Annotated in this window: 10 protein-coding genes and 1 tRNA gene; all 11 read left to right on the top strand. The window is 48.7% G+C overall.

Annotation, left to right across the window (positions count from 1 at the left end; all coding sequences use genetic code 11):
* The first annotated feature begins 78 nt into the window (after window positions 1-78).
* The 11 genes from AC0YN4_RS14315 (at window position 79) to AC0YN4_RS14365 (ending at window position 16,123) form a co-directional block, all read left to right on the top strand.
* Window positions 79-2,376 (top strand): helix-turn-helix domain-containing protein, encoded by a 2,298-nt coding sequence (locus AC0YN4_RS14315; protein ID WP_475780361.1) that lies wholly within the window; start codon window positions 79-81, stop codon window positions 2,374-2,376.
* 14 nt (window positions 2,377-2,390) lie between these two features.
* Window positions 2,391-4,040, top strand: a complete 1,650-nt coding sequence (locus AC0YN4_RS14320) for an extracellular solute-binding protein (RefSeq protein WP_475836054.1) — start codon at window positions 2,391-2,393, stop codon at window positions 4,038-4,040.
* Between the two features lie 225 nt (window positions 4,041-4,265).
* Window positions 4,266-5,189, top strand: a complete 924-nt coding sequence (locus AC0YN4_RS14325) for an ABC transporter permease (RefSeq protein ID WP_475780363.1) — start codon at window positions 4,266-4,268, stop codon at window positions 5,187-5,189.
* A gap of 15 nt (window positions 5,190-5,204) precedes the next feature.
* Window positions 5,205-6,104: a carbohydrate ABC transporter permease gene (locus AC0YN4_RS14330; protein ID WP_475780364.1), complete on the top strand. Its 900-nt coding sequence runs from the start codon at window positions 5,205-5,207 to the stop codon at window positions 6,102-6,104.
* Window positions 6,105-6,249: 145 nt separating this feature from the next.
* Window positions 6,250-7,947 carry an extracellular solute-binding protein gene (locus AC0YN4_RS14335; protein WP_475780997.1) on the top strand — a complete coding sequence of 566 codons (1,698 nt, stop codon included), beginning with the start codon at window positions 6,250-6,252 and terminating at the stop codon, window positions 7,945-7,947.
* Window positions 7,948-8,100: 153 nt separating this feature from the next.
* Window positions 8,101-9,186, top strand: coding sequence for an SGNH/GDSL hydrolase family protein (locus tag AC0YN4_RS14340; RefSeq protein ID WP_475836055.1), 1,086 nt, complete (start codon window positions 8,101-8,103; stop codon window positions 9,184-9,186).
* A gap of 91 nt (window positions 9,187-9,277) precedes the next feature.
* A tRNA-Leu gene (locus tag AC0YN4_RS14345) sits at window positions 9,278-9,364 on the top strand.
* Between the two features lie 458 nt (window positions 9,365-9,822).
* Window positions 9,823-11,259 carry an ABC transporter substrate-binding protein gene (locus AC0YN4_RS14350; protein WP_475780366.1) on the top strand — a complete coding sequence of 479 codons (1,437 nt, stop codon included), beginning with the start codon at window positions 9,823-9,825 and terminating at the stop codon, window positions 11,257-11,259.
* Window positions 11,260-11,364: 105 nt separating this feature from the next.
* On the top strand, window positions 11,365-14,316 hold the full coding sequence (locus tag AC0YN4_RS14355) for an extracellular solute-binding protein (RefSeq protein WP_475836056.1): 2,952 nt from the start codon (window positions 11,365-11,367) through the stop codon (window positions 14,314-14,316).
* Between the two features lie 20 nt (window positions 14,317-14,336).
* Window positions 14,337-15,245, top strand: coding sequence for a carbohydrate ABC transporter permease (locus AC0YN4_RS14360; RefSeq protein ID WP_475780368.1), 909 nt, complete (start codon window positions 14,337-14,339; stop codon window positions 15,243-15,245).
* A gap of 5 nt (window positions 15,246-15,250) precedes the next feature.
* On the top strand, window positions 15,251-16,123 hold the full coding sequence (locus AC0YN4_RS14365; protein WP_091215166.1) for a carbohydrate ABC transporter permease: 873 nt from the start codon (window positions 15,251-15,253) through the stop codon (window positions 16,121-16,123).
* Window positions 16,124-16,133 lie beyond the last annotated feature (10 nt).

Genomic DNA, 16,133 nt, shown 5'->3' on the forward strand with positions numbered 1-16,133 from the left:
GCGGTGAGCTGTAATTTATACGATAATAGAATGAAAAGGCGTGGTAGCGCTAACATAAAAAGGGGAGGGGGAGGTTGGATGAAGAAGTTTTCAAGCGTGTTTCGAAGCTTCCTAATTTCTTATATCGTCATATTAATTATTCCCAGCATCGCTGGATTCATTTCTTATCGCACCTCCATCTCAGTTACGGAGAAACTGTCTATCCAGAATAATGTGATACAGCTCCAGAAGAGCAAAGAGTTGTTGGAGCGGCGGATGGCCGAGGTTGAAGGCTTCACGAGACAGCTCGCCATCAATCCGGACTTAAGTATCTTGATGAACGAGAAGAGCGCAGGGGACCAAACGAATGTATACGGGATATGGAAAATGCTGCGCAGTGTGCTGACGTTCGGGCAAACCAATGATTTTCTCCAGCAGTTTTATATCTACTTGGGCAACTACAATGTCATCCTGACGCCGGGTTCTGCCTATTTCCGTCCGGAGCATTATTATGATAATTTCCGTTATACAGATCAAACGCTTGCAGAATGGAAGCAAACTGTGCTCGGGAAAACGCATCGCAGCGAAATCATGCCCCTTCGCAAATTTAATAATAAAGGTACGCCGACTGCTGTTGTTACGTACATGCAGTCTTTCCCGCTCGATAGCTTCAGCGGCTCCTCGCCTGCCGTTGCCGTCGTCATTATCGACGAGAAAACGATCGCGAATCTATTAACGGGTATTACAGACAAATACGGCGGATGGACGCAAATCAGCGATGCCAACGGCCAAACGATTGCTTCGACGGGCACCGGTTTGCCAGACATGAACGCGTTGTCCAAGGACGCTAAATTCGATCCGAATCAAACGAGTCAATTCTATGAGGATGATCTCGTCATTACGATTCACTCGGAGACGAACGGCTGGGTTTATCGTTCGGGCATCCCGAGACATGTCTTATTAGAGAACGCGAATCAGATCAAGTTCATGACATGGACGATTACCGGCATTGCATTAGCCGTAGGATTGCTGGTCGGATTATTGCTGGCTTACCGCAACAGCGTGCCGATTCATAAACTGGTGTCGGTTGTGAAGGAACAGTTCGGGAAGGTTGAGACGGCCGAGCGGAATGAATACGATTTTCTGCACGGGAATATCGCAGAAATGATCCGCAGCAGCAATCAGCTGGAGTCTGAGCTGCATCGGCAGCTTCCCCTCATTCGAGATGCCTTCTTGAAACGGTTAATTTCCGGGGAGCTGCAGACGCGGGAGGAGATTTTCGCCGCTGCTTCACAAGCGAATACCGGGATTTATGGTCATTCCGGATATGTGTGCATCCTTCACGTACAAGGCTACAGCGGGATGGACAGTGTTGAGGTACTGAATGAGCTGCATGCTGCGAGACTCATCTTAAAGCAAGCGCTTCTTGATATTGCCGGCTTTATGCTGACAACGGATTGGGGCTCAGACAGAATCGTTATCGTGTTCGCTTCCAAGGAAGCCGAGACCGGTAATGCATTAGGACGCAGCGAGATCGCCTCTCTGCTGGAACAGCTGTCTCGGCAGGCCTTTGCTGAATACCGCATTACATTTGCAGCTGCACTCGGTGATCAATTCGGCTCGGAAACGGAAGTCAGCGTTTCCTATGAACAGGCTAAACAGACCTTGGAGCATGCGCTGCACGCCGATCGCAAAGGTGTCGTGTGGTATGACGAAACGAGCATGGAGAGTGCAACTTACTATTATCCGCTTGAACTCGAGCTTCGTTTGATCGGGACGATCCGGGCAGGGGAAACCGAAGAAGCACGGCGTATCGTCCGCTCCGTGCTCTCACTCAATACCGAGCAGCGCGAGCTGTCGGTTGAGATGTGGCAGCAGCTGGTCGGAGAAGTAAAGGGGACGCTTCTAAAGCTGCTCGATCAGAAGACATTCATGGAATCCGGCATATTCGAGCAGCTGAAGGATCGGATTATTGCCATTCAAGCACACGATAAACGTACCTTCCAGACGGAAATCGAGGATATTGCCGATGCGATGTGCGCAGTAGTCGTCAGCCGCAAGAATGATAGTCATACAAGAACGGTTGAAAGTATTAAAGCTTACATTGGCGAACATTTCTCGGATGCCGAGCTGACATTATACCGCATAGCGGAGCAAGTGGAACGGCCGGAGAAATACATTTCGCAGCTGTTTAAGGAAGTAACAGGCTCCAATCTATCCGATTATTTGGAGCAGGTTCGGATGGAGCATGCCGTGACCTTACTGCGTGAGAATCGGTATACGGTTGATGAAATTTCTTCCCGTGTTGGCTATAACAGCTCTCATTCATTCCGCAGAGCTTTCAAACGCGTTACAGGTGTGTCACCAAGCTCGTACCGGCAGACAGCCGAGGGATGAAAGGAGGATTTGCTTTGAAGACGTTTGCTCAGTCAGCTTGTGCCGCTATTTCACTATGCGCACTCCTCTTAGCACTTCCTGCCTGTGATTATGTGAAGCAGCAGGGCAAGTCCGCAGATAAACCGCTCCGAATCAGTATCTTTGCGCAGCAGGATTCGGATCAGAATTTGAAAACGAATGATTTCTCGCGGTCACTGGAACAAAGGTTTAACGTCTCCTTCGACTGGAGAACGATTCGCTATGAAGGCGCCAAGGAGAAGAGACAAATATCGCTGGCGAGCGGGAATTATCCTGATGCTTATATATTGACGAGCTATATCGATCAATTCACGCAGGCTGATGTACTCCGATACGGCAAACAGGGGCTTTTCTATCCGTTGAATGATTTGATCGATCACTATGCACCGAATATTAAAGCAGCCTTCGACCATGAGCCTGGCCTTCGCGCGCTCAATACGGCGCCGGACGGAAATATTTATGGGTTGGCCGCATTCAGCGACTGTTTTCATTGCTCCTATCCCTACAAGCTATGGCTAAACGATAAATGGCTGAAGAAGTTGAATCTGAAGATGCCGAAGACGACCGAAGAATTCCGCGTGGTGCTTAGGGCGTTCAAGAACGGCGACCCGAACGGGAATGGATTGGCCGACGAAATTCCGCTCAGCGGATCAACAGAGGATTTCGGTGTGCGCGTGCTTCCCTACTTCATGAACGGGTTTATTTATGACGATGATCGCACCTATGTAGAAGTTGCCGATGGGAAAGTCAGTCTGGCAGCGGATAAGCCTGAGTGGAGGGAGGGTCTGAAATACGTCAAATCCTTATATGATGAAGGCTTAATTGATTTAGGTGCTTTTACACAAAATGCGGATGCCTATAAGCAGCTCGGCGAGAATGCCGGGGCGCAGATATTGGGAGCGGGGACGGCCATGCATCCGGCTATATTCGTTGACACGGGGCTTGGCAACAAACGCGGCAGCGATTATGTGCCCGTTCCGCCGCTTCAAGGGCCCTATGCTTCTTACGCCGTCTATTATCAGTCCGGCAGCACGCCGGGAGCTAAATTTGCAATTACAGATAAAGCGAGCCCCGAAGAACGCATCGCGCTCATTCGAATCGCTGATTATCTGTATACGCCTGAAGGACAGGCTGATGCGGAAATAGGCAAGGAAGGCCTTGATTGGCGACGGCCGTTCGATGGCGAACAAGCGCTTGACCCTAATATTCCGGCACAGTTCGCTAGCATAGTAGTGAAGGAGTCTGATGCTCACCATAATACGAGATGGAGCGGGATGGGCCATTTCTATATGCCGAAGTCCTACAGAAACAGCTGGGTGCAGGATATGGACATTTATTCGCCAAACGGCTACGAGAGAAGGCTTTATCAAGCAACGGAATTGTATACAGGACATGAACCTAAGGAAGTTTTTCCGATGTGGTCGATTTGGATCGACTCCTCGAATGCAGATGAAGAGAGTCTTCTGCAATCCAATATGAAACACGAGATTGATGAAAGCGCAATGGCGTTCATAACAGGCCAATTAGACCTCGAGAAGGACTGGGATGCCTACGTGAACGGACTACAAGCACTTGGCGCAAGCCGGTACGTTACGATTTTGCAGCAGGCGTACAATAGATGGATTGCACAAGAAAATACGAAATAAGTACTTTATCCGGCCGCGACTGATGCGGTCGGTTTTTTTTGCGCCTATTTGCAAGGTGCGGCAGCTCAGATGGCCGTTTTATGGGGAAATGTCCCCCTGAATTCGGGAGATCTGTACGGTAAAAGACGAAATTGTACCTTCCTAGAGATGCCGAAAATCACCTATGATCGATCCTGTAGAAAGCGCTGTCACACATCAAGGTTCGATTCATAGGAGGGGATTGTTTTGGAGGCCGCTGGCAAACGTCTCGGCGCAAGAAGGAGTTTCGCAAGACATTGGCAATTGTATCTCGTCGTCACACCGCCGCTTTTATTCTTTATTATTTTCAAATACTATCCGATGCTGAACGCTGTATTAGCCTTCAAAGACTACTACGTAACGAAGGGCATCTGGGGAAGCCCTTGGGTGGGTTTTCACAATTTTAGAATGTTCTTTGAGAACCCGGTGTTCGGTACGATCGTGAAGAATACGCTTACGCTCAGCTTCTATCTGCTGCTTGCCGGATTTCCGGTTCCGATTGTGCTGGCGCTGATGCTAAATGAAATACGCGCTCAGAAGTTTAAGCGATTCGTGCAGCTCGTCACCTTTGCACCGTACTTTATTTCCACAGTCGTCATGGTCTCGATTATTATGCTTTTCTTAGCACCTAGGCTCGGATTTGTAAACGTATTCATGAATCACTTTGGGCTGGAATCGGTTAACTTCCTTGGTAACCCGAACATGTTCACATCCATTTATGTGTGGTCGGATATTTGGCAGACAGCCGGTTATTCCGCCGTCATTTACTTGGCGGCGCTCGCAGGGGTAGATCCAACGTTATACGAAGCTGCCAAAGTGGACGGCGCATCACGCTTCCAGAAAATCTGGAACGTTGATCTGCCGGGCATTCTGCCCACCATCTCGATTATCTTGATCCTGAATGTCGGCAACGTCATGGCAATCGGCTTCGAGAAAGTGTATTTGTTGCAAAATAAACTGAATATCGCCAGCTCAGAGATCATCGCGACATACGTGTATCAAATCGGTTTGCTGAATGCGAATTACAGCTTTGCAACGGCAGTAGGTCTATTTAATTCTGTCATCAATCTAGTCCTGTTGTTTGCAGTAAACGCAATGGCAAGACGGTTTTTGAAATCCAGCATCTGGTAATGAAGAGGTGTTTTCGTGGCTAAGGTAACCAATAAAATCAAAGAATCATCCGGCGATAAGGTGTTTCTAACCGTCGTTTACATCATCCTGGCCCTCGTGCTGGTGGCGGTGCTCTATCCTTTAATCTACATCTTCAGCAGTTCCTTCAGCAGCCCGGCTGCTGTGTCGGCGGGACGTGTCTGGTTATGGCCAGTCGACATATCGCTTAAGGGCTACGAAGCGCTGTTCAAGAATCCGCAAGTGCTGACAGGCTACGGTAACTCCTTGCTGTACACCGCGGCAGGCACATTTATCAGTGTCACACTGACGGTCATGCTGGCCTATCCGCTTTCGCGGTCAACGTTCTTCGGCCGCAACGTCATCATGATGCTCATAACATTCACGATGCTGTTCAGCGGAGGACTGATTCCGACTTATCTGGTCGTGAAGAGCATGGGCTTGATCGACACGAGATGGGCACTCATCATTCCCAACGCGGTCTGGGTGTGGCAAGTCATCATTGCGAGGTCGTTCTTCCAGCAGTCCATACCGGCTGAGCTGGTGGAAGCAAGCGAAATCGACGGCTGCACGGACATCCGCTTCATTCGCAGTGTGGTGCTGTCCCTGTCCAAGCCCATTATTGCCGTTCTCGTCATCATGTACGCGGTCGGTCAATGGAATGCGTACTTTGATGCCCTTATTTATCTCAAAACTTCAAGTAAGTACCCGCTGCAGCTGATTCTGCGGAGTATCATCATTCAGAACAACAGCGGCAGCTCCAACATGGACGCTATGAAGCAGGTGGAGCGGCAGCAGTTGGCTGAGCTTCTGAAATATTCACTGATTGTAGTAGCCACGCTTCCGGTGCTCATTATTTATCCGTTCGTGCAGCGTTATTTTGTGCAGGGGATGCTGGTCGGGTCGGTTAAGGGCTAAATCAGATGAAGGTATTGAAAGGGGGGATGCCGGTGTAAAGCGCAACTGTTACAAGGCTGTGCTTGATCCTGATGATAGTGGTGAAGGTGAAATAATCCAAGCAGAACAATTAAAAAGGGAGCGATTACACGTGTTTAAAAAGAGAATGGTAAGCTTGCTTGCAGTGGTCATGATGACCACGATGGTTATGTCGGCTTGCTCCAAAGACAACGGAAACAGTAATACGGCTTCAAACACCGAACCGACAAATGCCGCATCGACGAATACGAACGAGCCTGCTGAAACAAACACGACTACACCTGCAGAACCGGTCGACATCAAGCTGTTCGCTGTACAGGAGCAGGACATTAACCTGGAAACGAACAAGTTCACGAAATTCGTAGAAGATAAATTCAAGATCAACTTCACCTTCGAAGCCATACCAGGTGATGGCGCTAAAGAGAAACGTCAAATTTCCCTTGCGAGCGGGGACTTCCCGGATGCTTACATGCTGACTGCGTATATCGATCAATTCTCACAAGCGGATCTGATCAAATACGGTAAACAAGGCGTATTGATTCCGCTGAACGATCTGATCGATCAATATGCCCCGAACATTAAAGCAGCTCTGGACACCAACGCGGATTTCAAAGCATTCAGCGTCGCACCGGACGGCAACATCTATGGTCTTCCTGCTTATTCCCAATGTTTCCACTGTTCGTACCCGAACAAAATGTGGCTGAATACGAGCTGGCTGGAGAAGCTGAAGCTTGAAATGCCGAAAACAACGGAAGATTTCAAGAAGGTTTTGGAAGCGTTTAAAAATCAAGATCCTAACGGCAACGGCAAAAAAGACGAAGTACCGCTTAGCGGCTCGACAGAGGATTTCGGTGTTCGCGTCGTTCCTTACTTGATGGATGCATTCGTTTATGACGACGATCGCAACCACTTGTTGATGCAAGACGGTAAAGTCGGCTCTGCTGCAGTAACAAACGAATGGAAACAAGGGTTGACTTACATTAAGTCGTTGTTCGATGAAGGTTTGATCGATCCGGGTGCATTCACGCAAAATGCGGAAGCATTCAAGAAGATCGGCGAAAACGGCGATGCGCAAATTCTCGGCGCAGGCGCAGGCATGCACCCGGCTATTTTCGTAAACATCGATCACGGCAACAAAAACTCCAAAGACTACAACCCGGTTCCGCCGCTTACAGGACCGAACGGCGTTTCGCTGTCTACACATGACGGCGGCGGTGTTTCCCCTGGTGCTAAATTCGCAATCACCAGCAAAGCAAGCAAAGAAGCTCAAGTCGCTCTGATTCAGCTTGTTGATTACATGTTCTCCCCTGAAGGACAAACAAACGGCGCATCCGGTATGAAAGACATTGACTGGAGAGATCCGAAAGACGGCGAGGTTGCACTTGGCGAAGGTGTACAACCGATGGTTGCTCCGATTCCGAAAGCGGAAGGCGAAGCTCCTCGTAACGCAGGTTGGAGCGGTATGGCTCACTTCTACATGCCTAAAGAATACCGTGACAGCTACGTACAAGGCACAGACATCTACGATTCCGCGAACTACGAGCGTCGTCTGTATCAAGCGACACTTCAATACCAAGGTCATGAGCCGAAGGAATTGTTCCCGCTGTGGGCAATCTGGCTTGATCCGACTGAAGTAGACGAAGCTACGATGCTGCAAACGAACATCAAAACGTACATTGATGAGAACGCGCTGCAATTCATCACGGGTCACAAGAGCCTTGACAAGGATTGGGACAGCTACGTGAAAGGGCTTGAAGATTTGAAGCTCAATCGCTACCTGGAAATTTTGCAAAAGGCGTATGATTCCTCCACGTTCAAGAAATAAGCATAGCAAGACAACCGGGCGCATTATCCATGCATAAGCGCCCGGTTTTGTTATGCTAATTATGCAAAAGGAATGAATGATGTGATTCAGGTAAACGGAAATCAATACTGCACAGCTCGCGGGGGCTTGCCGCGTTTCAGGAAGAAACTGGCGTTGCAAGAACCCGTTACGGTTGCTTTTCTCGGCGGTTCGATAACGGAAGGCTATGGAGCTACCGATCCCGATCGTTCCAGCTGGCGAGCGCTAACGGAGCAATATTTGCAAACTGCCTATCCTTCTACGGATTGGACTTTCGTCAATGCCGGGGTTGGGGGAACGAATTCCACTCTTGGCGCACATCGATTGCAATCCCATGTCATGCTGGAGCATGACATTGACCTGCTGTTCATCGAGTTCGCAGTGAATGACAGCCAGCACAGGGAACAAACTCTCGAAGGAAAAGCGGAGACGATCCGGGGCATGGAGGGCATTGTGCTTCAATGTCGCCGATTGTCGCCGCAGACCGATATTGTGTTTCTCTATTCGGCAGACGAGAACAATCTGAGAGAGCAGGATCCGTACGTTATTGCGGCACATGAAGAGGTTGCCGCTCATTACGGTCTGCCATCCGTGTCGTTCTTCGCGAGGGTACGTGATTGGCTGTGGGCAGGCGGAGGGATATGGGAGGAGCTTGCACCGGATCGTACGCATCCGAATGATAACGGGTATGCTTTCTATGCGGATTTATTGCTGGCATTTCTGGAGGATGCTATTGAGACGGATATGGCTGAGGCTTTGACTGAGACTTTGACTGAGATTTCTTCCGGACTTCCGGCGCCTTTGCTTGTCGGCTCATATGAGCACGCTGGGATGCGGGACTTGTCCGCCGTCTACGATAAGAAACTGTTCCAGCCGCAAGGGAGACCGGATAACATGGTCAACTGGCGATATGCTGCCGATCATCTGGCATCAGATGCTCCGGAGGCGGCGTTCAGCTTCGACGTGAACGGACGTGGAGCAGGTTTGCTGCTCATATGCGGGCCGGATTCCGGCATGCTGGAATTTGCGGTCAATGGCGGTCCGTTCCAGCTCGTGAATCCGTTTGATGAGTGGTGCCCGATGTTTTGGCGGCCAGTACCTGTGCAATTGGTGCTGCGTTCGGAGGCGGAATCGATGAGGATTACGGTGCGTAATGCAGCTCAGAAGGATGAACGAAGCACCGGGACATGGCTTCGAGTGCTTGCGCTGCTCGAACATTGATTCTATTGTTAAGATTATATTGACTTCGTATTAGCTAATATGGTATTTTTATAAACGCCGCTTCGGATATATGAAGCGACAACTGCCAGATGCGGTCGTGGCGGAATTGGCAGACGCGCTAGATTCAGGTTCTAGTGGTGTAACAGCCGTGGAGGTTCGAGTCCTCTCGACCGCACCAACTTTTAACGAACAAGGGTTTCGGTAAGCTCAGTTGAGCTTACTGAGCCCTTTTTTTGTTGCCGCAAACAGAATGGAAGATATGCTTTTTCCTCTTTTACTAGTTCGAAATCCATCAGATAATCAATTTGCACATACGACTTATATACCATATCCAATTGAACCTTTTGTAAATGGAGTATATCTTTATCGGCGAAACCTGTATATTTATGCCACTTTTTAGTTCTAAAATGTAAAATCTATTAAAAATTTGATAAAAAGATATATTCACTATTTACATTTCTGTAAATTAGACATAAAATGAAAACGCAACCAAATGTCAGGTTATACCTATTTAATATAATCAAGGTATACCTTCAAGTAGAGCATCCGGGGAGGAGGCAATCCATACTTTAGCAGCAGCTTGGCAAGGGTTTAGATGCAAATTCATTTTTCTAACCAAGGGGAGGACAAAACAAAATGCGTAATGGAAACAAACGTAGTTTGATGGTCTCGGCAGCAGCATTGATGGTAGCTTTTTCGGTAGCAGGATGTGGCGCTAACAACAATACGAATAACACAACGAATAACACTGCTTCTGAAGGGGCAGCAAATACAGACACGGCGGCAACGACGAACGAAACCAATGCCACGAACACAGCTGAAACTGCTCCTGTAGAGAGTGCAGGCGATCTTAAAGGCGCAACAATCAAGATTGGTCTATGGTGGGACGGCGCTGACCCGCGTCTGAAGGAAGAGAAAGACCGTGTTCCGGCAGACGACGAGCAAATCGCGTTAATCGAAGCAGCTGAGAAGAAATATAACGGCAAGATCGAATTCGTGAAGTTCGGCGATTACGGCAAATATGTAGAGAACCTGACAACGACTTCGCTTGCAGGCGATCCGTTCGCAGATGTAGTCGTACTTGAGCTGTTCTGGTCATTCCCGGGACTCGTAAACAAGAACTTCATCCTGCCGATCGACGACATGCTGGATATGAGCGACTCCAAGTACATTGCTTGGATGAAGAACGGCGGCAGCTACCAAGGCAAACAATACGGATTCATTGATTCTCCTCCTTCTCCATACGGTATTTTCTATAATAAGAAGCTGGTTCAACAGCTCGGCGTTGAAGATCCATACGAATTGCAGAAGAGCGGCGCTTGGACATGGGATAAATTCCGCGAGCTAGCTAAAGCTGCTACGAAGGACCAAGACGGCGATGGCAAAACAGACGTGTTCGGTTACATCGGGGACATGAAGGTAAGTACGGAGCAATTCGTCTATGGCAATAAAGGCTCCTTCGATAAAGACGAGAGCGGCAACATGAAGTTCTCGATGGACAGCGCAAACTCGATCCAAGGCCTTCAACTAGTAGCGGATATGTACAACGTGGATAAGTCGATCCTGCAGCCAGCTCCGAAGGACGGCAATGACAAAGCGTTTATCGCTGGTAAAAGCGTGATGTATGGCGGCTTTAGCTGGGAACTCGGCGGCTTGAAGGACAACATGAAGGATACAGAGCTTGGTTATGTCTTCTTCCCGAAAGCGCCTAACGCTTCTGATTACACGTCCTTCACACCTTACGGCAACATGTACATGGTTTCCAAATACTCCAAGAACCCTGAAATCGCTATGAAAATCATGGACGAAATCAGCTTGCACGGTAAAAACAAAGAGCTTGCGGTAGAAAGCTGGAAAAACCAATATACGCCGGATGGACTTGATACTCGCACGCAAATGTACGATAAGATCGATTACAGCGGCAGCTACATCGCCATTCCGGATGCAGACAAGCTGGTTGACGGCGTGCTGAAGGATATTACAGAAGGCAAAGTAGCACCTGCTACGGCTGTAGAGAAAATCAAAAATCAGTTTGATGCCGGTATCCAGAAGCTGCAAGCAGATTCGAAGTAACCAGCTCCAATTAGCATATTTCATGTAATTTGAACGGGACACCCTCAAATCGGCTTTGCTTTTAACAGTAAGGCGATTTGGGGGTCCGTTTTTGTGAGGGGAACTATGAGGCGATCCTATATCAAAATGATTTCGATACTCGTTATCTTATCTGCTGTCATCTATTTAGCATCAACAACGATAGGGGGCAGCTCCGATCGAACGGCTTCCGCCGAAGATCGCCCGCTTGACAGCGCAAGCTTAATGAAGCTGTCATCTTCCTTCAAGAAGGGCAGCTACGATGAGTATTTGTCCAAGTACAAAGACACGCCTGATCCAGCGTCAGACATCCTGATTGAAGCTGAGAGCTTTAGCAAGTTTTCGGAGATGAACGCTTCTATTGTCGAGAACTACGAAGGTGAACAAGGGAAGATGGTTCTAACGGAAGAAACAGGATCGATTTCATGGTCCGTAGATATCCAGCAAAGTGGTTTGTACCAGATCGATATGAAATATTTCACCGTGAAGGGCAAAGATTCGGACATCGAGAGAGGTCTGAGGATTGACGGGGAAACGCCATTTAATGAAGCGAGAAGTCTTGTCTTCAGTCGAATCTGGAAAGATGAGAAGGCCGTATTTGACCGCGATGATAATGGCAATGATTTGGCGCCGAAGCAGATCGAGGTGCCGACGTGGCAAGAATCGCTGTTTGAAGATGCAAGCGGGTATTATGAGCAGCCGTATCAGTTTTATTTGAGCAAAGGGAAACATGAGCTGACGCTGACCTCCAGTAAAGAACCGCTGGTCATCGATTATCTGAAATTAACCAAGCCGAGTAAGACCATTGCCTACGATGAACTAGAGATACTGTACAAGCAGAATGGCTACAAACCCGTCGAAGGCTCATTTATGAAAATTCAAGGGGAAGCCTCTTCGCTGAAATCAACGCCAATGCTCCTCCCTTACAATGACCGCTCAAGCCCGGCAGTCGAGCCTTTCCACGCATCGAAGCTGCGTAACAATGCGATGGGTGGCTGGACCTGGCGCATGCCGGGACAGTGGATAGAATGGGAAGTCGAAGTTCAGAAGGATGGGTTATATCAAATCGCCTTTAAGAACCGGCAGAACTATTTAACTGCGATGTCGGCACTGCGTACGCTTACGATTGACGGTGTACTTCCGTTTAAGGAAGCCCAAAGAATCGGTTTCGCATACGACCGTAATTGGCAGATGAAGGTGCTGGGCAAGCAGAGCGATAAACCTTACCGATTCTATATGACTGCGGGCAAACACACCATCCGGCTTGAAGTAACACTAGGCGAATTAGCGCCTGTACTGCGGACCGTAGAGAATAGTGTGTTGAACTTAAATGCAATGTATCGAAAGGTGATCAGCTTTACAGGTGTTGTGCCGGATCAGTTCCGCGATTATGCGCTGGACAAGCGTATTCCTGAGATGTCTAAAGTATTCCGCGAGGAAAGCGATCGTCTCTATGCGATTGCCCGCATGATTCAAGGTCCTGACGATGGAGGCAACGACCGTTCAGCCCTATTGAATACATTGGCCTATCAGTTGAAAGACATGGCAGATCGACCGGATACAGTACCTAGCCGAATTGATGCTTTCAAAAGCAATGTCGGGGCATTGGGTACCTGGATGCTGATGATTAATGAACAGCCGGTTGCGATCGATTATTTAATCGTTTCGGAACCCGGCGTGAAGCTCCCGAGTCCGGAAGCGACAACCTTTGCGAAGTTCAAATCAAGCCTTGCATCGTTCGCTGCTTCGTTCTACGAGAACTATGATGATTTCAGCAGTAATGACGCAGGTGATAAAGTCATCACCGTTTGGGTGACATCCGGACGCGACCAAGCGCAAATCCTGAAACGACTGGTTGATGACAACTTTACGCATGACACGGGAATTAAAGTGAACCTGAAGCTGGTTTCCGCGGATATTTTGCTTCCATCCACGGTTGCGGGTAAAGGTCCTGATGTTGCGCTGCAGGTCGGGAACGAAGTCCCGGTCAATTTTGCAACACGTAATGCACTCCAGGATTTGTCCGTATTCTCTGACTTCCAAGAGGTAACCGAACGGTTTAAGAGCAGTGTCATGGTGCCGTACGCGTATAACGAGAAGTATTATGGGCTGCCTGAGCAGCAGACGTTCCCTGTCTTGTTCTACCGGAAAGACATCATTGAAGATGAATTGCATCTGAAGGTGCCGCAAACATGGGACGATGTGTATGCTCTTATTCCGGAGCTGCAGAAGCATAACCTGCAATTCGGTTTACCGCAGAGAGGGCTAAACGCGCAAGGCAATGATGTCGTCACGACGGATATCATTACGCTCCCGCCAAGTCCTACGTTTGCGATGCTGCTCTATCAGAATGATGGACAGTTCTATAAGAACAATGACAAGGCCACGGGATTGGACGAAGAAACGGCTATCGAGCAGTTCAAGAAATGGACGGATCTGTACGTGAATTACAAGCTGCCGATCCAGACTGATTTTGCGAACCGATTCCGTACCGGAGAAATGCCAATCGGCATCGTGGACTATACGATGTATAACAAGCTTTCTGTATATGCGCCGGAAATTAAAGGACTGTGGGGATTTGCTCCCGTTCCCGGAGTGAAGAAGCTCGATGGAACGATCCGTCGCGATGTCGGTACGGGAGGCACAGCGGCTGTCATGTTCGAGCATACGAAGGACAAAGAGTCAGCATGGTCCTTTATGAAATGGTGGACCGGCAAAGAGACCCAATTGGCGTTTGGCCGCGAGATGGAGGTTCGTTTAGGGACATCTGCTCGTTATCCGACCGCTAATATTGAAGCGCTGAAGATGCTTTCATGGCCTGTCCAGGATTTAAACACGCTGCTCGAACAAATGGAATGGACTCGGGGAATTCCTGAAGTGCCTGGGGGTTATTTGACCGGCCGGAACATTGATAATGCCTTCCGTCGCGTCGTAGTGCAAGGCGAAGATCCGCGTGAAACGATGGACTTCTACGTTCGATACATGAACGAAGAGATCAACGCCAGAAGAAAAGAATTCAATCTTCCCTATGAGAAGTGAGGGGATTCCCAATTAGTACGATGACGTTTAAGAAACTAAGCCATATCAAGACGGAATTACTCAAGAACAAACATGCCCTTGTCTTGATGGCCCCCTATTTTCTGATTTTCACTGTGTTTACCGTCATACCGGTATTTATGTCAGTCATTCTCAGCTTTACGTATTTCAATATGCTTGAATTTCCGCGTTTTGTAGGCTGGGACAATTATGCGCAGCTATTCGTAGCGGATGATGTGTTTCTCATTGCAGTCAAGAACACGTTCTTATTCGCCTTTATTACGGGTCCGATCAGCTATGTTGCCTGCTTCATATTCGCATGGCTGATTAATGAATTACCGCCTAAGCTGCGTGCAGTGCTGACGCTCATTCTGTACGCCCCATCCATTGCAGGCAATACCTATTTGATTTGGCAAACGCTGTTCTCCAGTGATTCTTACGGTTTCATGAACTCGTTTCTGATGAAGTGGGGCTTCATTCTGGAGCCGATTCAATGGCTGCAGGATCCGCGGTATATGCTTCCGATTCTGATGGCCGTTCAATTGTGGCTCAGCTTGGGCACATCGTTCCTTGCTTTTATCGCCGGTTTGCAGAACGTGGATCGGACCTTGTATGAAGCGGGAGCGATCGACGGAATCCGTAATCGGTGGCAGGAGCTGTGGTTTATTACGCTTCCGGCTATGCGCCCGCAATTGATGTTCGGTGCCGTCATTCAGATTACATCGGCATTTGCGGTAGCTGAAATTTCGATTTATATGATCGGATTCCCGAGTGTGGATTACGCCGCTCATACGATCGTTACGCATTTGGTCGATTATGGAACAATCCGTTTCCAGATGGGCTACGCATCGGCAATCGCGACGATATTGTTTGCGATTATGATGTTAACGAATTTAATTACGCAGAAGCTTCTCAAAAAAGTAGGTGAGTAAGTTCGATGGCATTGAAGTTCCTATTGAGAAAACGGCTTAATCGCTCCTGGTCAGTCGATATTCTGCTCTTTATTCTGCTGGCCGGTGTCGCGGCATTTATGGCGGTTCCGCTCGTGTATACGATAAACAGAGCCTTTATGCCGCTGGACGAAATCTTCGCATTCCCGCCAAGGTTTATCGTTCGGCATCCGGAGATGAAGAACTTCACGGATTTAGTCGGCATCTTCGCCGACTCTTGGGTTCCGTTCTCGCGGTATGTATTTAATACTTTCTTTATCGCGATAACGGGAACAACGGGGCACGTCATTATCGCTTCGGCAGCTGCGTATCCGCTTGCGAAAGTGAAATTCCCTTTCCGCAATGCGCTGTTCAGCCTTGTCGTGATGTCGCTTATGTTCACGCCTTACGTGACCCAGGTGCCGAACTATATGACGATCTCATGGCTTGGGATGATCAATACGTATTGGGCGATCTTGCTCCCGGCCTTTGGTTCCACACTGGGTCTTTACTTAATGAAGCAGTTTATGGAACAGATTCCGGATGCTTTAATTGAGGCTGCGAAGATCGACGGCGCGACGGAATACCGGATATTCTGGCAAATCGTCATGCCGATCGTGAAACCGGCTTGGATGACGCTCATTATCTTCTCGCTACAAAGCTTGTGGACGAACGGATCCGTAACGAGCCACAAATATATTTACAGCGAACAGCTTCGTACGGTGGATGCCGTCTTCGGACAAATTGCGAGCGGGGGAATAGCAAGAACAGGTCCGGTTGCAGCTGTAACGCTGCTCATGATGTCTGTTCCGATTGCGGTATTCATCATCACGCAAAGCAAAGTCATTCAAACGATGTCTACATCGGGGCTGAAAGAGTAAGCAGGGGGGA

The sequence above is a fragment of the Paenibacillus sp. J22R3 genome (assembly GCF_056269305.1).